This window comes from Actinoplanes sp. NPDC048988 (assembly GCF_043197815.1).
In the GTDB taxonomy this organism is placed as follows: Bacteria; Actinomycetota; Actinomycetes; order Mycobacteriales; family Micromonosporaceae; genus Actinoplanes.
In genome coordinates this window covers 783,117-807,032 of record NZ_JBICTW010000001.1, presented here as the reverse complement: position 1 = coordinate 807,032, position 23,916 = coordinate 783,117, and the positions used below count along the sequence as shown (strand labels likewise).

7 protein-coding genes are annotated in these 23,916 nt (G+C 75.5%); 6 read left to right on the top strand and 1 reads right to left on the bottom strand.

All coding sequences use genetic code 11. The annotated features are described in order from the left end of the window. Window positions 1-444 precede the first annotated feature (444 nt). From ACGFJ7_RS03415 to ACGFJ7_RS03405, 3 genes are read left to right on the top strand one after another with little or no spacing between them, the layout of a single operon-like run. On the top strand, window positions 445-744 hold the full coding sequence (locus ACGFJ7_RS03415; protein ID WP_360242669.1) for a hypothetical protein: 300 nt from the start codon (window positions 445-447) through the stop codon (window positions 742-744). Between the two features lie 20 nt (window positions 745-764). After that, window positions 765-1,550 carry an alpha/beta fold hydrolase gene (locus tag ACGFJ7_RS03410; RefSeq protein ID WP_360242666.1) on the top strand — a complete coding sequence of 262 codons (786 nt, stop codon included), beginning with the start codon at window positions 765-767 and terminating at the stop codon, window positions 1,548-1,550. Next, window positions 1,547-2,986, top strand: coding sequence for an FAD-dependent monooxygenase (locus ACGFJ7_RS03405; protein ID WP_392640630.1), 1,440 nt, complete (start codon window positions 1,547-1,549; stop codon window positions 2,984-2,986). The genes ACGFJ7_RS03410 and ACGFJ7_RS03405 overlap by 4 nt, the downstream gene beginning before the upstream one ends. Before the next feature lie 110 nt (window positions 2,987-3,096). On the opposite strand, the gene ACGFJ7_RS03400 is transcribed toward ACGFJ7_RS03405, so the two are convergent. After that, window positions 3,097-3,912, bottom strand: coding sequence for an SAM-dependent methyltransferase (locus ACGFJ7_RS03400; RefSeq protein WP_392640627.1), 816 nt, complete (start codon window positions 3,910-3,912; stop codon window positions 3,097-3,099). 212 nt (window positions 3,913-4,124) lie between these two features. Between ACGFJ7_RS03400 and ACGFJ7_RS03395 the strand changes: the two genes are divergently transcribed. The 3 genes from ACGFJ7_RS03395 to ACGFJ7_RS03385 are packed head-to-tail and all read left to right on the top strand — an operon-like array spanning window position 4,125 to window position 23,912. Further along, complete coding sequence (locus ACGFJ7_RS03395) at window positions 4,125-4,550, top strand: VOC family protein (RefSeq protein WP_392640625.1); 426 nt, start codon at window positions 4,125-4,127, stop codon at window positions 4,548-4,550. Between the two features lie 58 nt (window positions 4,551-4,608). Next, window positions 4,609-13,662: an SDR family NAD(P)-dependent oxidoreductase gene (locus ACGFJ7_RS03390; protein WP_392640622.1), complete on the top strand. Its 9,054-nt coding sequence runs from the start codon at window positions 4,609-4,611 to the stop codon at window positions 13,660-13,662. Further along, the gene (locus ACGFJ7_RS03385; protein ID WP_392640619.1) at window positions 13,659-23,912 is read left to right on the top strand and encodes an SDR family NAD(P)-dependent oxidoreductase; all 10,254 of its coding nucleotides are present in this window, start codon (window positions 13,659-13,661) and stop codon (window positions 23,910-23,912) included. Before ACGFJ7_RS03390 ends, ACGFJ7_RS03385 begins: the two co-directional genes overlap by 4 nt. Window positions 23,913-23,916: the final 4 nt, after the last annotated feature.

Sequence of the window (23,916 nt, the reverse complement as noted above, 5' to 3'; positions counted from 1 at the left end):
GAGGCGAGTGCTGTTCGGGTGCCCCAGAGTTGAGCGAAGCACTCCCCGTACGTCTCGCGTGCTGCTGGAAGAAAGCACCTCCCACTTCTGTATGGCCGATCGGCCACCGAGCTTCATCCGTTCGGCGGTGAACATCACTCGCTCGGTGGACCGCGAGCAAGTTTGCCATCGCCGTCACGGAATGCATAGGAGTCGTGACATCCATAGGGGAGTGATCAATGTGGTAGGGGTGTCCGCCCCGTCGCTGACGTCCACTGTCCTTGGGTCGCCCGCTGGTCAGGGGGTCGTGATTAGGGGTTGGCCGTGCTCGGCCGCCCGCTATAGCTTGATCGGGCCGAGGCCGTCTGAGCTGCGCGTTCAGGCCTTCCCCGCCTCGGGATCGGGCCGGCCCACGCCCCCGGCGGCAGTGACTCCGGTCGATACAAGCGAAGAGAGGGACGGCACGTGAGTCTGGATGGAACCTGGCAGCTGACGCTGTCGAGCCCGATGGGCGACAACTACGCCACCGCCGATTTCGTCACCGACGCCGGCGAGGTCGGCGGCAAGTACACCGGCCTCGGCACCACGGAGGACATCGTGGAGGGCTCCCTCGTCGGTGATCGCGTCCGCTGGACCGTCTACCGCAAGCAGCCGATCGAGTGGGCCACTCGCTTCGACATGACCCTGCAGGGTGCCGACGCGATGACCGGCGAGGTCGAGGTCGGCACGTTCGGCTCCTACAAGGTGACCGGCGAACGGCGGTAGCCGGAGAGAGAAACGGGACAATGACGGCAGATGCCAACGTCGAACTGTGGGTTCGGCGCTTTCACCGCTCTGGCGACGCCGCGGTTCGCCTGATCGCATTTCCCCACGCGGGCGCCTCGGCGAGCTACTTCTTCCCGATGTCGGAGTCCCTGGCGCCGACCATCGAATGCGGGGTCGTGCAGTACCCGGCCCGGCAGGACCGGCGCCTCGACCCGCCGATCGACGACCTGATGGTGCTGGCCGAGCGGGTCACCGAGGCGGTGCGCCCTCTCGCCGACCGCCCGCTCGCGCTCTTCGGGCACAGCATGGGCGCCGCTCTGGCCTTCGAGGTGGCGCTGCGGCTCGAGGCGGACGGGGTGCGCCCCAGCATGCTCTTCGCCTCCGGCCGGCGATCACCGACCCGGTCCCGCGAGGACGAGAATGTGCACCGGCTCGACGACGCCGGGGTGGTCCGGGAACTGCGCAAGCTGAGCGGCACCGACACCCGCTTCCTGGACGACCGGGAGTTGCTCGCGATGATCCTGCCGGCCGTCCGCAGTGACTACACCGCGATCGAGCGGTACCGGATGGTGCCGGGATCCCGGGTCGCCGCCCCGATCACCGTGCTCACCGGCGACAGCGATCCCAAGACCAGCATCGCCGACGCCGAGGCGTGGGAGGACGTCACCACCGGCCCCTTCGCCATGCACGTGTTCCGCGGCGGGCACTTCTTCCTGGCCGACCGCCGGTCCGAAGTGATCAACACGATCACCGACGCGCTGTTGCCCCTGATCACGGGCGTCCGGAGCTCTTGGAGACAGCAATGACGGGATCTCGAACCGGCGGGCATGCCGTCGTCCTGGGAGCCAGCCTGGCCGGCGTCCTCGCGGCGGCCGTGCTGGCCCGCCACTACGGGGCCGTCACGGTCGTCGACCGCGACGACCTGCCCCTGGAGCCGCGGCCGCGCACCGGTCTACCGCAGGCCCGCCATGTGCACCAGCTGTGGTCGAGCGGCGGCCGGGCCATCGACCGGATCCTGCCCGGCATGACCGCCGAGCTGTTCGCGGCCGGGGCGAGGCGTATCGGCATCCCGCGACAGCACGTGTCGCTGACCGCCTTCGGCTGGCAGCACCGCTTCCCGGAATCGCAATACATGATCTCCTGTGGCCGGCCGTTGCTCGACCATCTGGTGCGGCGCCGCGCCCTGGCCGGCGAGCGCGTCACCCTGCGCGGCGGCACGCAGGCGGTCGGCGTGACCGGCGACGCCCGGCGGGTGACCGGGGTGCGGCTCCGGTCGGTCGCCGACGGAAGCACGAGCGAGCTGCCGGCCGACCTCGTGGTGGACACCACGGGCCGGGCGTCGGTCATGCGCCGCTGGCTGGCCGGACTCGGTGCCGGCGAAACCCCCGAGGACGTCGTGGACAGCGGGATCACCTACGCCACCCGCACCTTCCGGATGCCGGACTGGGCGGGCGACGACTTCCCCGGGGTCAGCATCCACGCCGATCACCGTGATGGGCAGCCGGGCCGCAACGGGCAGCTGCTGCCGATCGACGGCGGCCGCTGGATCGTCACGCTCTCCGGTACGCGCGGCGGCGAGCCGCCCGCCGGCGACGACGACTTCCTCCGATTCGCCGGCACCCTCCGGGATCCGATCATCGCCGAGCTCGTGGCGGCGGCCGAACCGCTGACCTCGGTCCAGCGGTCGCGCAGCACGGCGAACCGGCGGCTCTACTACGAGGCGCTCCCGCAGTGGCCGGACGGTCTGGTGGTGCTCGGCGACGCGGTGGCCGCGTTCAACCCGGTCTACGGCCATGGCATGGTCGCGGCCGCCCGTGGCGCCGGCGTGCTCGAGGCCGAGCTGCGCCGTGGCGGCGAACCGGGCGAGTTCGCCCGGCGTGTCATGCGAGGCGTGGCCGCCGTCGTCGACGAGCCGTGGACCCTGGCGACCTCACAGGACATCTGCTTCCCGGACTGCCGCACGGTCAGCCGGGACCCGCGCCTGAACCGGCACGCGGGGACACGGCAGAGGTTCGCCGACCTGGTCGGCGCGACGGCCACCCGCCAGCCGGTGGTGAGCGCCGCGGTGGTCGAGGTGACCACCCTGTCGTCCTCGTCGGAGTGCCTGGGCGCGCCCGAGGTGGTGGCCGCGCTGCGCTCCGGGCCCACGCACCCGGAGCTCCGCGAACCGCCCTTCACCCCGGAGGAGCGGGCACGCCTGCGCCGCTCGGGCCGCGGCCGGCCGCTCGCGGCGACCACGTGAGGCGTAGCGATCGCCAACGGCGAGGGCGACGGCGGATGCCGTCGCCCTCTGTCGCGTTCCTGGCCTTGTTCCGCCCGGGCCCGGCGGGTGCCGGGCCCGGGCGGGCCGTGTCAGCCGGCTTTGTGGCCGGCCATGATGAGGCAGCCGACGCTGGCGGAGGGGCCCAGCGGGGCGGCGACCGCCTGCAGAACGTTCACCACTCCCGGGCCGAACTGCTCGACGATCTCGTCGGTGCCGCGGGTGATGCCCTCGGCCATGGCCGCGTACGTGCGGTTGGTGTGGGCACTGACGTCGGTCAGCTCGTCGATCTCGACGCGGGCGGCGGCCGTCAGCGCCGGATAGTCGGAGTAGCGCGGTAGCGCCTGGGTCTCGAAGCCGGCGTCGGCGGCGCTGCCGTCCGAGTCATCGAGCTTGATGAGGTCGGTCAGGGCGATGCGTCCGCCCGGCTTGAGGACGCGGGACATCTCCCGCAGGGCGGGGAGCCGGGGCATGTGGCAGATGGATTCGAACGCGAGCACGGCGTCGAAGGAGCCGTCCTCGAACGGCAACTCCAGCGCGTTGGCCGGGCGGAACGAGACCCGGCCGGCGAGACCCTCGGCGGCGGCGCGGGCGTTGCCCTCGTCCACCTGCTGCTGGTTGATCGAGATGCCGACCACCGAGGCGCCGGTCTTCTGGGCGAGGCGGACGGCCGGCTTGCCGATGCCGCAGCCCACGTCGAGCACGCGCGCGCCGGGTCCCACCGGCAGTTTGCCGATCATGATGTCGGTGAACCGATCGGTCGCCACGGCCACGGAACTGTCGTCGGTGTCGTCGAGCCAGTAGCCGAAGTGGAAGTTGTCGTCCCAGTACTTGCGCAGCAGCGAGTTGTAGACGTCATAGAAATCGGAAACCTGGTCGGGGGTGGTGCCCGGCGTTTGTGTCGTCACGTTCTCTCCTAGCCGACAATGGTGAAACGTCAGTTCTCCAGGTCAGCACGATATTGGCCGTCCGGTCGCCCGGGCAATGGTGTGCCATCGGGCTGCAAGGCGATTGCAAGAAAGGCTTCGCTCCTCTCACAAGGCGTTTGCAAGGGGTGGCTGCATAAGCTTTTCGCGCATCTTGATCGCGGTGCGGAATCAATAAGCGACGAGGGAGTCTCATGGCCGACAAAGTCCAGCCCGTGGATGACCCGCGGCGGCCGCTGCTGAACGGCGTGGCCGCCTTCGAAATCTCCACCGATGCGCCGGAGGCCGTCGAGCATTTCTATGGAGAACTGTTCGGCTGGGTCTTCTCGCCCGGGCACGGAAATCCGTACAGCATCATTCGTACGCCGTCCGAGAAGTCCGCGTACGGCGGCCTGTGGGACAACCGGGTGAACGAGAAGGCGTTCAACTGGGCGATCATCTGCATCCAGGTCGAGGACGTCGAACAGGCCTGCGCCAAGGCGGTCGAGGCCGGCGGCAAAGTCGTTTCCCCGCCGGAGAAGTCGACCGGCCCGGACGGCACGATCTTCGCCCATCTGCACGACCCCTCCGGCAATCAGATCGGCATTTTCTCGCGGCCGGTGCAGACGCCGCCGAGCTGATCCGCGTCGCGCCGTCACCGTGACGGCGGGCAGTGGTCGACCTAGCGCAGGAGGAAGCGTGTCGGCACCAGGAACCCGGCCGGCGGCGGAGCGCACCGGTGATGACATCGATCGAGCCATCGCGGTCGTCGGCATGTCGTGCCGGCTGCCGGGCGCCGACAACCCGGACGCGTTCTGGCAGTTGCTGCGCGCGGGGCGAGACGCGCTCGGCACGCCGTGGCCGGACCGCGGTGAGGCCGCCGCGGGTGTCGGGGAGGCGGCCCGCCGGGGCGGGTTCCTCGAGGACGTCGCCGGGTTCGACGCGGCGTTCTTCGGCATCGCGCCCCGCGAGGCCGCGGTCATGGATCCGCAGCAGCGCCTCGCCCTGGAACTCGCGTGGGAGGCGATGGAGTCGGCCGGTGCCGTGCCCGCTCGGCTACATGGCACCCGCACCGGCGTCTTCGCCGGCGCCATGTGGGACGACTACGCCGCGCTGGCGTACCGGGACGGCGTCGAGCCCACGCCGAACTCCCTGACCGGCGGCCACCGCGGGATGATCGCGAACCGGCTGTCCTTCTCGTTCGGTCTGACCGGGCCCAGCCTGGTGGCCGACACCGGGCAGTCGTCGTCGCTGGTCGCGGTGCACCTCGCGATGCGCAGCCTGCGGGCCGGCGAGTGCGAGGCCGCGCTCGTCGTCGCGGTCAATCTCAACCTGCTGCCGGAGCGGGTGCTCAGCACCGAACGATTCGGCGGCCTGTCGCCCGACGGCGTCTGCCACACCTTCGACACGGCGGCCAACGGCTACGCCCGCGGCGAGGGCGGCGTCTGCCTGCTGCTCAAACCGCTGAGCCGGGCGCTGGCCGACGGGGACCGGGTGGTCGGCGTGCTGCGCGGCAGCGCCGTGAACAACGACGGCGGCGGCCGGTCGCTGACCGACCCCGACGCGCGGGCCCAGGCGGCCGTGCTGCACGAGGCGTACCGGGACGCCGGTGTGGATCCGGCGGCGGTGCGGTACGTCGAGCTGCACGGCACCGGGACCCGCGCCGGTGACCCGGTGGAGGCGGCCGCACTGGGCGAGGCGGCCGGCGCGGCCGACGGGCGTACCGAGCCGCTGCAGGTCGGCTCGGTCAAGACCAACATCGGGCATCTGGAGGCGGCCGCGGGCCTGGCCGGCCTGCTCAAGGTTCTGCTCTGCGTCGATCGCGGCGAACTGGTCGCCGGTCTGAACTTCCGTGCCGCTCCCGAGGACATCCCGCTGGACCGGCTCAACCTGCGCGTGCGGACCGAGGCGGGGCCGTGGCCCGAGGGACCGCGCCTGGCCGGAGTGAGCGCGTGGGGGATGGGCGGCACGAACTGTCACGTGGTCGTCGCCGGACCTCCGTCCTGGCCGGCCGGCGAGCAGGCGGAGCCCGGGGAGCCGGCGGCACCGTTCGTGCTGAGCGCCCGGGACCCGCAGGCGCTGCGGGAGACGGCCGGGCGGCTGGCCGAGCGGCTGGCCGACGGGCCGGACGGGGTCGCCTCGGCGCTGGTGCGCACCCGGACCGCCTTCGCGCATCGCGCCGTGCTCCTCACCGGGCCGGCCGAGCTGCGAGCCCAGCTCGGCCTGCTGGCCGAGGGAGAGCCGGCGCCCGGCGCGGTCACCGGGGTGGCGACCGAGCGAGGCGGCACGGTCTTCGTCTTCCCCGGCCAGGGCGCACAGTGGGACGGCATGGCCGGCGAGCTGTACCGGACGTCGCGGGCCTTCCGGGAGAGCATCGACCAGTCGGCGAGCGCCCTCGGGCCGTACGTGGACTGGTCGCTGCTCGACGTGGTGACCGGGGCGCCGGGCGCGGCTTCGCTCGACCGGGTGGACGTCGTGCAGCCGGTGCTGTTCGCCATGATGGTCGGCCTCGCCGCGCTCTGGCGCGAGCTGGGTGTCCACCCGGACGCGGTCGCCGGGCACTCGCAGGGCGAGATCGCGGCCGCGTACGTCGCCGGGGCCCTCGACCTGGACGACGCGGCTCGGATCGTCGCCCTGCGCAGCCGTGCCCTGCGCGAGCTGGCCGGCACCGGCGGCATGGTCTCGGTGGCGCTGGGCGCCGAGGAGGTGGACGGGTGGCTGGCCCGGCTCGCCGCCGGCGGTGTCGAGGTCGCGGCGGTCAACGGGCCGGCCGCGACGGTGGTCTCGGGCGAGCGGGCCGGCCTGGAACGGCTGGTGGCCGCGCTGACCGAGGCCGGCGTGCGGGCACGATGGATCCAGGTGGACTACGCGTCGCACGCGGCGGGCGTCGAGCCGCTGGCCGGGCCGCTGACCGCCGCGCTGGCCGGGATCCGGCCGCGCTCGGCCACGACCGCCTTCTACTCCACCGTCACCGGCGAGCGGATCGACACCACCGCGCTCGGCGCCGACTACTGGTACGGCAACCTGCGACGGCCAGTCCGCTTCGCTCCCGCGGTCCAGCGGTTGATCGCCGAGGGACACCACACGTTCGTCGAGATGAGCCCGCACCCGGTGCTCGTCGGACCGGTGCAGGACACGGCCGACGGCGCGGGCGAGGACGTGGTCACCGTCGGCTCGCTCCGGCGCGGCGAGGGTGGCCTGCGGCGGCTGCTCACCTCGGCCGCTCAGGCGTACGTCCGAGGGCTCGCGGTGGACTGGACGGCGGTGGTGCCGCGGCCGGGCGGGCCGCCGGCGCGACTGCCCACCTACCCGTTCCAGCGCCGGCGCTACTGGCTGGACACGTTCAGCGGGGGCGCCGCCGCACCGGAAGCCGTGCCCGCGAACGACAGCCGATCGCTGCTGCGAACGGTACGGGCCGCGGTCGCCGGCACCCTGGGGTACTCGTCGGCCGACGACATCGACCCGGCTCGCACCTTCAAGGAACTGGGGCTCGACTCCGCGATGGCGGTGGACCTGCGTGGACGGCTCGCCGTCGCGCTCGGCGTCCGCGCCACCCCCGCCATGATCTTCGACCACCCGACGCCGGCCCGGCTCGCCCGGCACCTCGGCGGCGCGACGGCGGCCCCTGAGCCGGAGGAGAGCGTGGCCGCGTCCGGTGAGCCGGTGGCGATCGTCGCCATGGCCTGCCGGTTCCCGGGCGGGGTGGACTCGCCCGAGGCGCTCTGGCGGCTGCTCGCCGAGGAACGCGACGCCATCACGCCGTTCCCCGAGAACCGCGGCTGGGACCTCGGCGCGCTCTTCGACCCGGACCCCGACCGGCCCGGCACCACGTACGCCCGGGCCGGCGGCTTCCTGCACGACGCCGACCGGTTCGACGCCGGCCTCTTCGGGATCTCGGCCCGGGAGGCGCTGGCCATGGACCCGCAGCAGCGGCTGCTGCTGCAGACCGGCTGGGAGGCGCTCGAACGGGCCGGCATCGCCGCCGAGGAGCTGCGCGGCACCCGGACCGGGGTCTTCATGGGCGTCATGAGCCAGCAGTACGGCCCGCGGCTCAGCGAGGCACCGCCCGAGCTGGGCGGGCACCTGCTCACCGGCGGCTCGGTCAGCGTCGCGTCCGGGCGCCTCGCGTACGTGCTCGGCCTGGAGGGGCCCGCGCTCACGGTCGACACCGCCTGCTCCTCGTCGCTGGTCGCCATGCATCTGGCGCGGGCCTCGCTGCTCGCCGGCGAGTGCACGACGGCGCTGGTGGGCGGGGCTTGCGTGATGACCGATCCGGGGCTGTTCACCGAGTTCAGCCGCCAGCGGGGACTCGCGCCGGACGGACGGTGCAAGCCGTTCGCCGCCGCCGCGGACGGCACCGCGTGGGCCGAGGGCGCGGCCGTCCTGGTGCTGGAACGACTCTCCGAGGCGCGGCGCAAGGGCCATCCGGTGCTGGCGTTGCTGCGCGGGTCGGCGGTCAACTCCGACGGTGCCAGCAACGGGCTGGCCGCGCCGAACGGGCCGGCCCAGCAGCGGGTGATCCGCCAGGCCCTCGCGTCGGCGGGACTGCGACCGGCCGATGTGGACGCGGTCGAGGCGCACGGCACCGGCACCCGGCTCGGCGACCCGATCGAGGCCGGGGCGCTGCTCGCCACCTACGGCGCCCAACGGCCCGCCGACCGGCCCCTGTGGCTCGGATCGATCAAGTCGAACATCGGGCACGCCCAGGCTGCGGCCGGCATGGCCGGTGTGATCAAGATGGTGATGGCGATGCGCCACGGGACGCTGCCGGCGACGCTGCACGTCGACGAGCCGACACCGTTCGCCGACTGGACCGGCGGCGCCGTGCGGCTGCTGACCGCGGCGCGGCCGTGGCCGGCGCCGGACCACCCGCGCCGGGCCGGGGTGTCCTCGTTCGGCATCTCCGGCACGAACGCCCACGTCGTCCTCGAGCACGCGGAGCCGGAGCAGGAGCAGGAGCCGGAGCAGGAGCCCGAGCCCGAGCCGGGCGTCGTGCCCTGGCCGCTGTCGGCGAACGATCCGGCGGCCCTGACCGACCACGCGAGGCGTCTCGCCGGCGCCGTGGCCGGACTCAACCCCCGCGACGTGGCCGCCACCCTGGCGCGTCGCACTGCCCTGGCTTACCGGGCTGTCGTCACGGGCCGCGACGAGGCCGAGCTGACCGGCCGGCTCGAGGCGCTGGCCGCGGGCGGCACACCGGCCGGAGTGGCCGTGGGCACGGTCGCCGAGCAGGGCCGCGTCGTCTTCGTCTTTCCCGGTCAGGGCACCCAGTGGCAGGGCATGGCCGTGCGGCTGCTGGCCGAGTCGGAGCCGTTCGCCCGGCAGATCGCCGCGTGCGAGCGCGCGCTTCGGCCGCACGTCGACTGGTCGCTCACCGCGGTGCTCCGGGGTGAGCCCGGCGCCCCGCCGCCGGAGCGGGTCGACGTGGTCCAGCCGGCCCTGTTCGCGGTGATGGTCGCGCTCGCCGAGCTGTGGCGCACGGCCGGCGTGACACCGGACGCGGTGGCCGGGCATTCCCAGGGCGAGATCGCCGCGGCGTACGTGGCGGGCGCCCTGAGCCTGGAGGACGCGGCCCGGGTCGTGGCCCTGCGGGGCAAGGCGCTCCGCTCGATCGCCGGCTCCGGCGCGATGGCCTCGATCGGCCTGCCGGCGGCCGAGGTGGCGGACCGGCTGGGCGACGGCGGGCCGGCCGTCGCGGCCTTGAACGGTCCCACCAGCACCGTGGTCGCCGGGGACGCCGGTGCCGTACGGCAGCTGGTCGAAGATCTCACGGCGGAGGGGGTGCGCGCCCGCCTCATCCCGGTCGACTACGCCTCGCACAGCGCCGGTGTCGAGCCGCTGCGCGACCTCCTGCACCAGGAGCTCGCGTCGATCGAGCCCCGCTCGGCGCCGATCACGTTCCTGTCGACCGTCACCGCCGAGGCCGTCGACACGTCCCGGCTGGACGCCGGCTACTGGTACCGCAACCTGCGCGAGCCGGTCCGCTTCCAGCCGGCCGTGTCGGCCCTGCACGAGGACGGGCACACGGTGTTCGTCGAAGTCAGCCCCCATCCGGTCCTCGTCTACGGCATCCAGGAGACGCTCGACGAGGTGGGCCGCGGCGTTGCCGTCGGAACTCTCCGCCGCGACGAAGGCGGCCTGGAGAGGTTCCTCGCCTCGGCGGGCGAGCTGTACGTGGCCGGCGTACCGGTCGACTGGTCCGCCTTCGGCGCGGGCGGGCGCCGGGTCGACCTGCCCACCTATCCGTTCCGGACCGACTCGTACTGGCTGACCGCTCCCGGTCGCGACGATCCGGCCCAACTCGGCCTGGACCGGGCCGCGCATCCTCTGCTCGGCGCCGAGGTCGACCTGCCCGACGGCGGCCGCCTGCACACCGGGCGCCTGGGCCTCGACGCGCACCCGTGGCTGGCCGGCCATCACATCCTCGGCACGGCCATGCTGCCGGCGGCCGCCTTCGTGGACCTGGTGGACTCGGTCACCCACGGCCGCATCGAGGAGCTGACGCTCGAGGCGCCGCTGCGGCTGCGGCCGGGTGCGACGGTCGCCCTGCAAGCCGGCGTCGGCGCGCCCGACGAGACCGGCCGCCGCACCGTCGTCGTGCGGTCGCGTGACGGCTCGTCCTGGACGCGGCACGGCACCGCCGTGGTCACCGCCGAGCGGCCACCGGAGCCCGGCGTCCCGGCCGGGGCGTGGCCGCCGGAGGGGGCGCGGGAGGTCGACCTCGAAGCCGAGTACGGCGCGCTGGCCGAGGCCGGTTTCGCCTACGGCGGCGCCTTCCGCGGCGTGCGGCGGGCGTGGGCGGGCGACGCCATGATCTGCGCCGAGGTCGAGCTCGACGACGACCGGCGGAGTGATGCGGCGGGTTACGGCCTGCATCCGGCGCTGCTGGACGCGGCCGCGCAGACGGTCCTGCTCGGCGGTGGCACACCGGCGTTGCCGTTCGCCTGGACCGACGTGGTGCTGTACCGCCCGGGCGCGACCGTCCTGCGGGTCCGGGCCACCCGCCTGGCCGCGGACCGCTTCTCGCTGCTGCTCACCGATCCGGCGGACCGCCCGGTGGCCGTCGCCGGCTCGCTGCTGATGCGCCCGCCCGCCGCCGGCGGCACACTGCTGCATCGGCTCGACTGGGTCGAGGCGCCCGCGGGCGCACCGGCCGGGCCGCCCGGGGTGGTGCTGCGGGGCCCGGATCGGTACGGGCTCGCCGGCGCCCTCGGCGAGCCGCCGGCCGCCCCGGAGGCCGCGACCGTGCTGTTCTGCCCCGACCCGTGCGTCGACGAGGGCACCGTGGCCGAGCGGACGCTGACGGCGACCCACCGGCTCCTCGACGTGGTGCAGGAGTGGCTGGGCGAGGACCGGCAGCCGCCGGCGCGGTTGGTGATCGTCACCTCCGGAGCCGTGGACGGGCCGATCGACCCCGTCCAGGCGGCGATGTGGGGCCTGATCCGGACCGCTCGCACCGAGCACCCCGGCGCGTTCGCCCTGCTCGACGTGGACGGGCCGGTGCCGGCCGAGACGCTGCGGGCGGCGCTGGCGGTGCCGGGCGGGCAGGCGGCCGTCCGCGGCGGCCGCGTCCGGGTGCCGCGGCTGAACCCGGTTACCGGGGACGATCTGCCGCCGGTTCCCGACGGGCCCTGGCGCCTGGAGAACCCGGTCCGGGGCACCTTGGACACCCTGCGGCCGGTGCCGTGCCCCGAGGCCGCGGCGCCGCTCGCGGAGCACGAGATCCGGGTCGCCGTCCGGGCCGCCGGGATGAACTTCCGCGACGTCCTCAACGCGCTCGGGCTCTACCCGGGCGAGGCGGGAGCGCTGGGCCTGGAGGGCGCGGGGGTCGTGCTGGAGACCGGCGCCGGGGTGCGCGGGCTGAGGGCCGGCGACCGGGTGATGGGCCTCATGCGCGGCTCCTACGGGCCGACCGTGGTGACCGACCACCGGCTGGTGGTGCCGATCCCGGCCGGCTGGTCCTTCGGCACGGCCGCGAGCGTTCCGGTGGCCTACCTGACCGCCTACCACGCCCTGGTCGGCCTGGCGGCGCTGCGGCCCGGAGAGTCGTTGCTGGTGCACGCGGCCGCCGGTGGGGTCGGCACCGCCGCGGTCCAGCTCGGCCTCCATCTCGGCGCGCGGGTGTACGGCACCGCCGCCCCCGCCAAGTGGCCCGCCCTGCGCGCCGCCGGCCTGCCCGAGGAACGGATCGCCTCGTCCCGGGACCTCGGCTTCGAGGACCGCCTGCGCGCGGCGGCCGGTCCGGCCGGCATCGACGTGGTGCTCAACGCGCTGGCCGGCGACTTCGTCGACGTCTCGCTGCGGCTGCTCGCACCGGGCGGCCGGTTCGTGGAGATGGGCAAGACCGACCCGCGCGACCCGGCGCAGGTGGCCGAGCAGCACCGTGGCGTCCACTACGCGGCCTTCGATCTCACCGAACTGCCGCCGGAGGAGATCCAGCGGATGCTGCGCGCGGTGCTCGACCTGTTCGCCGAGGGTGGACTGCGCCCGCCCCCGGTCCGTTTCGCCGACGTGCGCCGCGCGCCGGAGCTGTTCCGGTCGCTCAGCCAGGGCGGCCCGGGCGGCAAGCTGGTGCTCACCGTGCCGGCTCGGCCCGGCCGCCACGGGACGGTCCTGGTCACCGGCGGCACCGGCGGGCTGGGCCTGGTGACGGCGCGGCACCTGGCCGTCGAGCACGGGCTGCGCCGGTTGCTGCTGCTGAGCCGGTCCGGGGCCGCGGCCGAGGGCGCCGCCGCGACGATCGCCGAACTCACCGCGGCCGGTGTCGACGTGGACGTGGTCGCGTGCGACGTCGCCGACCGTGCGAGCCTGGCCCGGGTGCTCGCCCGGATCCCGGCCGAGCATCCGCTCACCGCCGTGGTGCACGCGGCCGGTGTGCTCGACGACGCCGTGGTCACGGCCCAGGATCGCGACCGCCTGGCCGCCGTGATGGCACCGAAGACTCGGGCCGCCTGGCACCTGCACGAGCTGACCCAGGATCTGGACCTGGCCGAGTTCGTGCTCTTCTCGTCGGTGGTCGGCGTGCTCGGCGGAGCCGGGCAGGCCAACTACGCCGCCGCCAACGCCTCCCTGGACGCCCTGGCCTCGGTGCGGCGCGCACAGGGCCGGCCGGCCCGGTCGCTCGCCTGGGGCCTCTGGGCCGAGGCGAGCGGGATGACCGGCCGGATGACCGATCGTGACCGCGAACGGATGCGGCAGGCGGGCGTGGCGCCGATGAGCACGGCCGCCGGGCTCGCCGCGTACGACCTGGCCCGGGACCGCGACGAGGCGGTCCTGGTGGCCGCCCGGCTGGACCGGGCGCCGGCGCCGCCCGAGGCCACCCCGTCGCGGCCGGAGCCGGACCTGGCCGGCCGGCTGCGGGCCATGTCCACCGTGGAGCGCGGCGACTACCTGGTCGGCCTCGTCCGCGAGCACGCCGCCGCGGTGCTGGGCCGGGGCGGCCGGGAGACGGTCACGCCCGGCCAGTCGTTCCGGGCTCTCGGCTTCGACTCGCTGACCTCGGTGGAGCTGCGCAACCGGCTGAGCCGGGCGGCGGGGCTGCGCCTACCGGCCTCCGCGGTGTTCGACTTCCCCACCCTGGAGCGACTGGCCGGCCGGATCGGCGAGCTGCTGATCCCACCGCGCCCGTCTCCGCCCCCGTCCCCGCCGCCCGCCGCGGGCGACGGCGCGCCGGCCGGCGACATCGACGAGATGGACGCCGAGGCGCTGATTGTGATGGCACTGAGCGCGAACCCGGAATCGGAGCACCGATGACCGCATCGACCGACCAGCTCGTCGCCGCCCTCCGCTCGGCTCTCAAGGACGCCGAGGCCCTGCGCAAGGAGAACCGGCGGCTCACCACCGAGGCGGCCGAGCCGGTCGCGATCGTCGGCATGGCCTGCCGGTACCCCGGCGGCGCGGACACCCCGGAGAAGCTGTGGGACCTGGTGGCCGGCGAGGTCGACGCGATCCGCGGCTTCCCGGCCGACCGCGGCTGGGACCTCGGCGAGCTCTACGACCCCGACCCCGCGGTCACCGGCACCTGCTACGTCCGCGAGGGCGGCTTTCTCGACGGCGCGGGCGAGTTCGACGCCGGCTTCTTCGGCCTGGGACCGCGCGAGGCCGCGGCCATGGATCCGCAGCAGCGGCTGCTGCTGGAGGTGGCCTGGGAGACGGTGGAGCGGGCCGGCATCGACCCGCACTCGCTGGACGGCAGCCGCACCGGTGTCTTCGTCGGCGCCATCGCACAGGACTACGCGCCGAGCGCCCTGGTGCCGCCGGAGGCGGAGGGCCACGTGCTCACCGGCACCACCACCAGCGTCGCCTCCGGCCGGCTGGCCTACGCGCTCGGCCTGCGGGGCCCGGCGCTCACCGTGGACACCGCCTGCTCGTCCTCTCTGGTGGCGCTGCACCTGGCGATCCGGTCGCTGCGGGCCGGTGAGTGCACGATGGCGCTGGCCGGCGGGGCGACCGTGATGGCCACGCCCGGTCTGCTCGTCGAGTTCAGCCGGCAGCGCGGTCTCGCGCCGGACGCGCGCTGCAAGGCGTTCGGCGCCGGCGCGGACGGCACGTCGCTGGGCGAGGGCGCCGGTCTGCTGTTGCTGGAGCGGCTCTCTGACGCTCGCCGTAACGGCCACCCCGTGCTCGCCGTCGTGCGCGGCTCGGCGGTCAACTCCGACGGCGCCAGCAACGGGCTGACCGCGCCGAACGGGCCCGCGCAGGAGCGGGTGATCCACGACGCCCTCGCCTCCGCCGGGCTCACCGTCGCCGACGTGGACTTGCTCGAGGCCCACGGCACCGGCACCGCGCTCGGCGACCCGATCGAGGCGCAGGCGCTGCTGGCCACGTACGGGCAGCGGGAGACCGGCGCCGGGCCGCTGTGGCTCGGCTCGATCAAGTCGAACATCGGGCATGCGCAGGCCGCGGCCGGGGTGGCCGGCGTGATCAAACTGGTGCTGGCGATGCGGCACGGCGTCATGCCGCGCACGCTGCACGCCGACGAGCCGTCCGGCCACGTGGACTGGTCGGCGGGCGCCGTCTCGCTGCTGCGGAGCGCGCGGCCCTGGCCGCCGGCCGGCTCCCGGCCGCGCCGCGCCGCCGTGTCGTCGTTCGGCATCAGCGGCACGAACGCGCATCTGATCCTGCAGGAGGCGCCCGACGAGGAGCCCGTCCCGCCACGCTCGCCGCTGCTGGCCGGGCCGCCCGCGTTCGTGCTGTCGGCGAAGGACCCGGCCGTGCTGCCCGCGCAGGCGGCCCGGCTGTCGCGGGTGCTCGACCGGGCCGACCCGGCCGACGTGAGTCACTCGCTGGCGAGGGGCCGGTCGGCGTTGCGGCACCGCGCCGTCGTGCTCGGCGGCGACCGGGACGCCCTCGACCGGCTCGCCGCCGGGGAGACCGGCCCGATGATCGTCACCGGCACGGCGCCCGAACCGGGCCGGGTGGCCGTGCTCTTCACCGGTCAGGGCAGCCAGCGGGCCGGCATGGCGGACGAGCTGTACCGGGCCGCGCCGGCCTTCGCCGCCGCCTTCGACGAGATCACCACCCACCTGAACGAGCACCTGGAGCGCCCCGTCCGGGAGCTGCTGCGCACCGGTGACCTCGAGCGCACGGCGCACGCCCAGCCGGCGCTCTTCGCGGTCGAGGTCGCGCTCTTCCGGTTCCTGGAGAGCGCCGGGATGACCGCGCACTATCTGCTCGGCCACTCGATCGGCGAGCTGTCCGCCGCGTGCGCGGCCGGAGTCTTCTCGCCCGCCGACGCGGCCCGGCTGGTGGCCGCCCGCGGGGCGCTGATGCAGTCGATGCCGGCGGGCGGGGCCATGCTGGCCGTCGAGGCGGGCGAGCGGGAGGTCGTGGACGCCCTGGCCGGCCTGGGCGAGGCGGTGGATCTGGCCGCGGTCAACGGGCCCCGCGCGGTGGTGGTCTCCGGCGACGCCGCCGCGATCGACCGGCTGGACCGGATCTGGGCGGGCGAGGGCCGGCGGACCCGGCGCCTGCGGGTCAGCCACGCCTTCCACTCCCGGCACATGGACGGCATGCTGGCCGAGTTCCGCCGGGTGGCCGGGACGGTGTCGCCGCGCGAGCCGCGGATCCCGGTCGTCTCCAACCTCACCGGCCGTCCGCTCACCGCCGAGCAGGCGAGCTCACCGGACTACTGGGTGCGGCAGGTGCGCGAGACCGTCCGGTTCGCCGAGGGCGTGCGCTGGCTGGACGGTCAGGGCGTCACCGCGTACGTCGAGGCCGGGCCCGACGGGACGCTCGCCGCTGCGGTGCGCGACTGCGTGCCCGAGGGCCCGGCGATGGTCTCGCTGCTGCGCCGTGACCGTCCTGAGGTCGCCACGGTCGGCGACGCGCTGGCCCGGGCCTGGGTGGCGGGCGCGGACGTGGACTGGGCGGCGCTCGGCGGCGGCCGCCGGATCGACCTGCCGACCTATCCGTTCCGTCGCCGGCACCACTGGCTGCCGGCTCGGCCCGCCTCGGCGAGCGCGGAGGGACTGGGCCTGGGCGCCGTGCGGCATCCCCTGCTCGGCGCCGCCGTGCCGTTGCCGGACTCCGGCGGCCGGGTCTTCACCGGCCGGGTGTCGCGGGCGGCGCAGCCGTGGCTCGAGGACCACGTCGTGCACGGCGCCACCGTGCTGCCCGGCACGGTCTGGGTCGAGCTGGCCGCCCAGGCGGCGCGCCGGTGCGGGCTCGGCGAGGTGTCCGAGCTGACCCTGCACGAGCCGTTGCTGATCGGCGCGGACGACGTCGCGATCCAGGTCGCGGTGGGCCCGGCCGCGGCGGACGGCGGTTGCCCGGTCACCGTGCACGTCCGGCCCGCCGCCGGGCCCGACGATCGACCGTGGACGAGGCACGCCTCCGGGGTGCTCGGCGTGGCCACGCCGCCGCCCGCCACCGGATGGGCCGCCGTGTGGCCGCCGGCCGGGGCCGAACCGGTGGACCTGACCGACCGTTACACCGGCCTGGACGCGGCCGGTCTCACCTACGGCCCCGCCTTCCGCGGGCTGAGCGCGGCGTGGCGGCGCGGGCCGGAGGTCTTCGCCGAGGTGGAGCTCGACCCGGCACTGCATGCCGACGCGAGCGCTTTCGCCGTGCATCCGGCGCTGCTCGACGCCGCCCTGCACGCCGTCGGGCTGGCCGCGGACATGGACGACCTGACGGGCCGGCCCGTGCTGCCCTTCTCGTGGACCGGGGTGGACCTGGACGGCGCCGGCCGGACCGGTCTGCGTGTCCGGGTGTCGACGCTCGGCGCTGACCGGGTGCGGGTGGACGCGGCCGACGAGGCGGGCCGGCCGGTGGCGACCATCGGCTCGCTGTCGCTGCGCCCGGTCTCCGCCGAGCGCTTCGCCGGCACGGGATCCGGGGCCCTCTACCGTACGGAGTGGACGCCGGTCACCGATCCGGCCGCCGAGGGCGAGGCGGTATTCGTCGACTTTCCCGGCGCCGGGGATCCGGCGCGGGCCGCCCGGTGGGCGCTGGCGCGGGTGCGGCCCTGGCTCGAGGAGGGCACCGGCCGCCTGGTGATCGTTCTCCGCGGCGCCGCCTCCCTCGAGGCGGCGGCCGTGCGGGGTGTGCTGCGGTCGGCCGAGACCGAGCACCCCGGCCGGTTCGGGCTGCTCGACCTCGACGACGGCGCCGAGACTCCCGTGGTCGATCGGGCCGAACTGGCCGTCCGGGACGGCGTGGTGCTCGAACCACGGCTGGCCGCCCTGCCCGCGCCGGCCGGCGGCGACGCCGTGCCGTTCGGGCCGGACGGCACGGTACTGGTCACCGGGGGCACCGGCGCGCTCGGCCGGCTGATCGCCCGCCACCTGGTGACCCGGTGGGGCGTACGGCATCTCGTGCTCACCGGCCGTCGCGGCCCGGCCGCCGAAGGAGCCGGCGAGCTCGTCGCCGAGCTGAGCGCGGCCGGGGCCGAGGTGCGGGTCGTGGCTGGCGACGTCGCCGACCCCGCCGGCCTGGCCGAGGTGCTGGCGCGGATCTCCCCCGCCGCGCCGCTGCGCGGGATCGTCCACGCGGCCGGCGTCCTCGGCGACGCCCCGGTGCGCGAGCTGACCGGTGACCGGATGGACGAGGTGCTGGCGGCCAAGGCCGGCGGGGCGCTCCTGCTCGACGAGTTGACCCGGGGCACCGAGCTGACCGCCTTCGTGCTGTTCTCCTCCGTGGCGGGCATCCTGGGCACCGCCGGACAGGCGGCCTACGCGGCGGCCAACGCGGTGCTCGACGAGCTGGCCGTGCGGCGCCGCGCGGCCGGTCTCGTGGCCACCTCCCTCGCCTGGGGGCCATGGGACGTCGAGGACGGCATGGTGGGTGGCCTGGCCGGCGCCGACCAGCGGCGGCTCGCCGGTCTCGGCCTGGCACCGCTCGCCCCGGCCCAGGCGCTGGAGCTGTTCGACGCCGCCTGCCGCACCGCCGAGCCGGTCTGCGTGCCGCTGCGGCTCGACCACCGCGCCCGGGCTGTCCCGCCCGTGTTGCGGGGCCTGCTCGGTGACCGCCGGCCACCCGTCCCGGCCGCCGGTAACGGGGTCGTGCGGCGGCTGCGCGACATGTCCGGCGAGGACCGCGAGGCGTACCTGCTGGACCTGGTGCGGGCCCGGGTCGCCGCGGTGCTCGGCCATTCCGGTGCGGACGCCGTGCCGGCCGACCGGACCTTCAAGGAGCTCGGTTTCGACTCGCTCAGCGCGGTCGAGCTGCGCGACGGCCTGGCGGCGGCGACGGGTGCCCGCCTGCCCGCCGGCCTCGTCTTCGACCACCCCACGCCGCGGGCGGTCACCCGGGCCGTCCTCGAGACGCTGGCCCCGCCTCCCGCCGCCGACCTCGCCACGGCGCCCGCCCGCCCGGTGGACGAGCCGGTCGCGGTGGTCGGCATGGCCTGCCGCTATCCCGGCGGGGTGACCACCCCGGAGCAGCTGTGGCGCCTGGTCGACGGCGGCGTCGACGCCGTGAGCGACTTCCCGGCCGACCGCGGCTGGGATCTGGCGGCCCTCTACCACCCGGACCCCGAGCACCCCGGCACGTCGTACACCCGGCACGGCGGTTTCCTGTACGACGCCGCCGCCTTCGACGCCGCCTTCTTCGGCATCTCCCCCCGCGAGGCGCTGGCCATGGATCCGCAGCACCGGCTGCTGCTGGAGACCGCCTGGGAGGCGTTTGAGCACGCCGGCATCGACCCGGACGCGATGCGCGGCAGCGACACCGGCGTCTTCGCCGGTGTCATGTACCACGACTACGGCACCCGGCCCCAGGACGCACCGGAGTCGCTCGGCGGCTACCTGCTGACCGGTACCGCCGGCAGCGTCATGTCCGGTCGGATCGCGTACTCGTTCGGCTTCGAGGGGCCCGCGGTCTCCGTCGACACCGCCTGCTCCTCCTCGCTGGTCGCCCTGCACCTGGCCGCCCGGTCGCTGCGCTCGGGCGAATGCTCGCTGGCGCTCGCCGGCGGCGCCACGGTGATGGCCACCCCGGACACGTTCGTCGAGTTCAGCCGCCAGCGCGGGCTGGCTCCCGACGGCCGCTGCAAACCCTATGCGGCCGAGGCGGACGGCACGGGCTGGTCGGAGGGCGCGGGGATGCTGGTGCTGGAGCGGTTGTCCGACGCCCTCCGGCACGGCCACCCGGTGCTCGCCGTCGTCCGCGGCTCCGCGGTCAACTCGGACGGCGCCAGCAACGGCCTCACCGCACCGAACGGCCCGGCCCAGCAGCGGGTGATCCGGCGTGCCCTGGACGGCGCCGGGCTGGCACCGGCCGATGTCGACGTCGTGGAGGGACACGGCACCGGCACCCGGCTCGGCGACCCGATCGAGGCCGAGGCGCTGATCGCCGTCTACGGCCGGGAGCGCGGTCCGGAGCGGCCGCTGTGGCTCGGGTCGATCAAGTCGAACATCGGGCACACCCAGGCCGCGGCCGGCGTGGCCGGCGTGATCAAGATGGTCGAGGCGCTGCGGCACGAGCGGCTCCCGCGCACCCTGCACGCCGGCCGGCCGACGCCGGAGGTGGACTGGGACTCCGGCGGCGTGCGGCTGCTCGACGAGGCCGAGGCCTGGCCGGCCGGCCCGCGGCCGCGCCGCGCCGCCGTCTCCTCCTTCGGGATCAGCGGCACGAACGCCCACGTCATTCTCGAGGAGGCGCCCGCCGCGCCGCCCGCGCCGGCCCGGCCGGCCGTACCGCCGGCGGCGCTGGCCTGGCCCCTCTCGGCGCGTGACCCCGGGGCGTTGCGCGAGCAGGCGCGCCGGCTGCACGACTTCCTGCGGCGCCACCCGGAGATCGCGGCCGGGGACGTCGCCCGCACCCTCGGCGTGCACCGGGCCGCGCTGGCCGAACGAGCGGTCGTCGTCGGCCCCGACCGCGAGGCGCTGCTCGACGATCTCGCGGCGTTCGCGGCCGGGCGCGAGTCGCCGCACGTCGTCCACGGCACCGCCGACGGCGCCCGGCGGCCGGTGTTCGTCTTCCCCGGCCAGGGATCGCAGTGGGCCGGCATGGCGGTCCGGATGCTCGCCGAGTCCGAGCCCTTCGCGCGCGAGATGGCCGCCTGCGAGCAGGCTCTCGCGCCGTACCTGGACTGGTCGCTGCTGGACGTGCTGCGCGAGGCGGACGGCGCGCCCGCCCTCGATCGGGTCGACGTGGTGCAGCCGGTGCTGTTCGCGGTGATGGTCTCGCTCGCCGCGGCCTGGCGGTGGGCCGGAGTGGAACCGGCCGCCGTCGTGGGGCACTCGCAGGGCGAGATCGCCGCGGCGTACGTGGCCGGCGCGCTGTCCCTGGCCGACGCGGCGCGGATCGTGGCGTTGCGCAGCTCCGCGCTGCGCCGGATCGCCGGGCGGGGCGGGATGGCCTCGGTGGCGCTGCCCGCCGAGGAGGTGACGGCGCGGCTGGAGCCGTACGGCGGACGGCTCTGCGTCGCGGCGTACAACGGCCCGGCCGCGGTGGTGGTGGCGGGCGACGCCGACGCCCTGGACGACCTGATCGCCGTGATGACCGCGGAGCAGGTGCGGGTGCGGCGGATCGCCGTCGACTACGCCTCGCACTCCCCGCACGTCAGCGCGATCCGGGACGAACTGCTGGAGCTGCTGGAACCGGTCACCCCGCGCACGCCGGCCGTGCCCATGTACTCCACTGTCACGAGCCGGCCCCTCGAGGAGGGCGAGGTCCACGCCGCGTACTGGTACGAGAACCTGCGCCGCCCGGTCCGGTTCGCGCCGGTGATCGAGCAGCTCGCGGAGCGCGGCTTCGATACGTACGTCGAGGTCAGCCCGCATCCCGTGCTCCTGACCGCCGTACGCCAGGTGGTCGAGACGGCTCTGCCCGACCCGGCCGTGGTGGCGACCATGAAGCGTGGCGACTGCGGCGCCCGGCGCATGGCCCTGGCCGTCGCCGAGGCCGCGGTGCGCGGCGCCGAGGTGAACTGGGCGCGCCTGTCGCCCGGCGAGCGGATCAGCCTGCCGCTCTACCCCTTCCAACGCGAGCGGTTCTGGCTGGTGCCCGGGTCCGGCCGGTCCCGGGGCGAGCACCCGCTGCTTCCCGTCGCCGTTCCCGATCCGGAAAGCGGCCAGTGGACGCTGGTGGGCGACGTCTCGGTGCGGCGCCACCCCTGGCTGGCGGACCACACCGTCGGCGGCGTGCCGGTGCTGCCCGGCACCGTGGTCGCCGAGATGGCCCTGCACGCGGCCGAGCGGATCGGCCCGGCGTCCGTGGACGAACTGGTCCTGCACGTCCCGGTGCCGTTGACCGGCGACATCGAGGTGCAACTGCGGGCCGGCGCCGAGAACGACGGCCGCCGCGCGCTGCGGTTCTTCTTCCGCCCGGCCGGCGGCGAGGAGCCATGGTCGTCCTTCGCCGACGGCTGGCTCGCGGCCGCGCCGGCCACGGAATCCGCCGCTCTCCCGGCGGGCGCCTGGCCCCCGGCCGGCTCCGCACCGGTCGGTGTCACCGATCTCTATGCGCGGATCGCCGAGGCCGGCGTCGGGTACGGCCCGGTCTTCCAGGGTGTACGGCGGGTCTGGCGGGCCGGCGCCGACGTGTACGCCGAGGTAGGGCTCCCCGAGACGGCAGTGGCCGACCGGTGGAGCGGCCCGCATCCGGCGCTGCTGGACGCGGTGCTGCAGGTGCGGGAGGCGGCGTGGCCACACACCGGCGATCAGGTCCTGATGCCGTTCTCGTGGCAGGGGCTGCGGACGTTCGCGACGACGGCGACCAGCTTGCGGGTACGGATGTCCCCGGCCGGCGACGACGCCGTGGCGCTGGCCGTGACCGATTCCGACGGTCGTCCGGTGCTCGCCGCCGAGTCGTACGTTGCCCGGCCGGCCCGTGCCGGCCGCGTCGCCGGCGCCGGCCGCCTGTACCGACCGGCATGGGTGCCCGCCGAGGCCGGCGCCGCCCCGGCACCGGAGATCGAGGTGCTGACGGCGACCGGCGCCGGCGATGTCCACGCCGCCGTATCGGACGTCCTGAAGGCGGTGCGGGCCTGGTTGTCCGCCGACCGGGGTGCGGCGACCCTCGTCGTGACCGTCCCGGACGATGACGACCCGGCCGGGCACGCGGTCCGTGGCCTGATCCGCACCGCTCAGGCCGAGCATCCGGGCCGCCTCGTGCTGCTGGTGACCGAGAACGGGCGGGCCGGCGAGTCCGAGGCCCGGGCGGCCGTGGCCACCGGCGAGCCGCAAGTGGCCCTGCGCCACGGCGAGCTGCACACCCTCCGGCTGACTCCGCTACCCCCGCGGGCCGCCGGGGAACTCGGCTGGCGGCCCGGCGGCACGGTGCTCGTCACCGGCGCCGGCGGCGGCCTCGCCCCGCTGGTGGCCCGCCACCTCGTGACCCGGCACGGCGTCACGAACCTGGTGCTGGTGAGCCGGCGGGGCCCCGCCGCGCCGGGTACGGCCGAGCTGGTCGCCGAGCTGAGCGGGCTCGGCGCCACCGCGACCGTGCGGGCCTGCGACGTCGGCGACGCCGCGGCGGTCCGTGAGCTGATCGCCGGCATCCCGGCCGGGCATCCCCTCACCGCCGTGGTGCACACCGCGGCCGTCCTCGACGACGGGATCCTCACCGACGTGCGGCCCGAGCAGGTCGACCGCGTCCTGCGGGCCAAGGTGGGCGGCGCCCTCAATCTGCACGAGGCCACCGAAAACCTGGATCTGGCGGCCTTCGTCCTGTTCTCCTCCGCCGCCGGCCTCCTCGGCGGGGCCGGACAGGCCGGATACGCGGCCGCCAACGCCGCCCTCGACGGCCTGGCCCGGCACCGGCACGCCCGAGGGCTGCCGGCGCTTTCGCTGGCCTGGGGCCTGTGGGCCGAGCGTGGCGGCATGGCCGGCCGTCTCGGCGACGTCGACCTGCGGCGCGACCACCGCCTCGGGTTCCGCGAGATGACCGCCGAGGACGCACTGCACCTCTTCGACCTCGCGCTCACCGGCACCGATCCCGTGGTGGCGCCGATGAATCTCGACCTCGCCGTCCTCCGCGGCCGGGCCGGCTCCGGGGACATCCCGGCGATCCTGCGGGCGCTCGTGCCGGCCGGGCCCCGGACCGCGCCCGGCGGCCGCGACGCGGAGCTGATCGACCGGCTGGGCGCCCTGGCCGAGGACGAGCAGCTGCGCGTCCTGGAGGACCTCGTGCGCCGTCGCGCCGGCGAGGTGCTGGGCATGGACCGCCCCCTGCCGTCCGGCAAGGCCTTCCGCGAGCTCGGCTTCGACTCGCTGACCGCGCTCGAGCTGCGCAACCGGCTCGGGTCGAGCACCGGGCTGCGGCTGCCGGTGACGCTGGTCTTCGACCATCCCACGCCGGGCGCCGTGGCCGCGCGGCTGCGGCGGGAACTGGCCGGCGGCGAGCAGCGGCCGCCCGAGCCGGCCGTGGACGACGCCGAGCTGCGCCGGATCCTCGCGACCGTTCCGCTGGCCGGGCTGCGGGCCGAGGGGCTGCTCGATCCGCTGCTGCGGCTCGCCGCCGCCGGCTCCGTGGCGACGGCGCCCGAGACCGACGCCCTGGCCGACCTCGATCTCGACCAACTGGTCGACATCGCCCTCGACGGCATCGAACCATGACCGA

Excerpts from the sequence above, each read along its gene's own strand:
- ACGFJ7_RS03410 (WP_360242666.1), top strand. The coding sequence starts at position 765 with ATGACGGCAGATGCCAACGTCGAACTGTGGGTTCGGCGCTTTCACCGC.
- ACGFJ7_RS03395 (WP_392640625.1), top strand. The coding sequence starts at position 4,125 with ATGGCCGACAAAGTCCAGCCCGTGGATGACCCGCGGCGGCCGCTGCTG.
- ACGFJ7_RS03385 (WP_392640619.1), top strand. The coding sequence starts at position 13,659 with ATGACCGCATCGACCGACCAGCTCGTCGCCGCCCTCCGCTCGGCTCTC.
- ACGFJ7_RS03405 (WP_392640630.1), top strand. The coding sequence starts at position 1,547 with ATGACGGGATCTCGAACCGGCGGGCATGCCGTCGTCCTGGGAGCCAGC.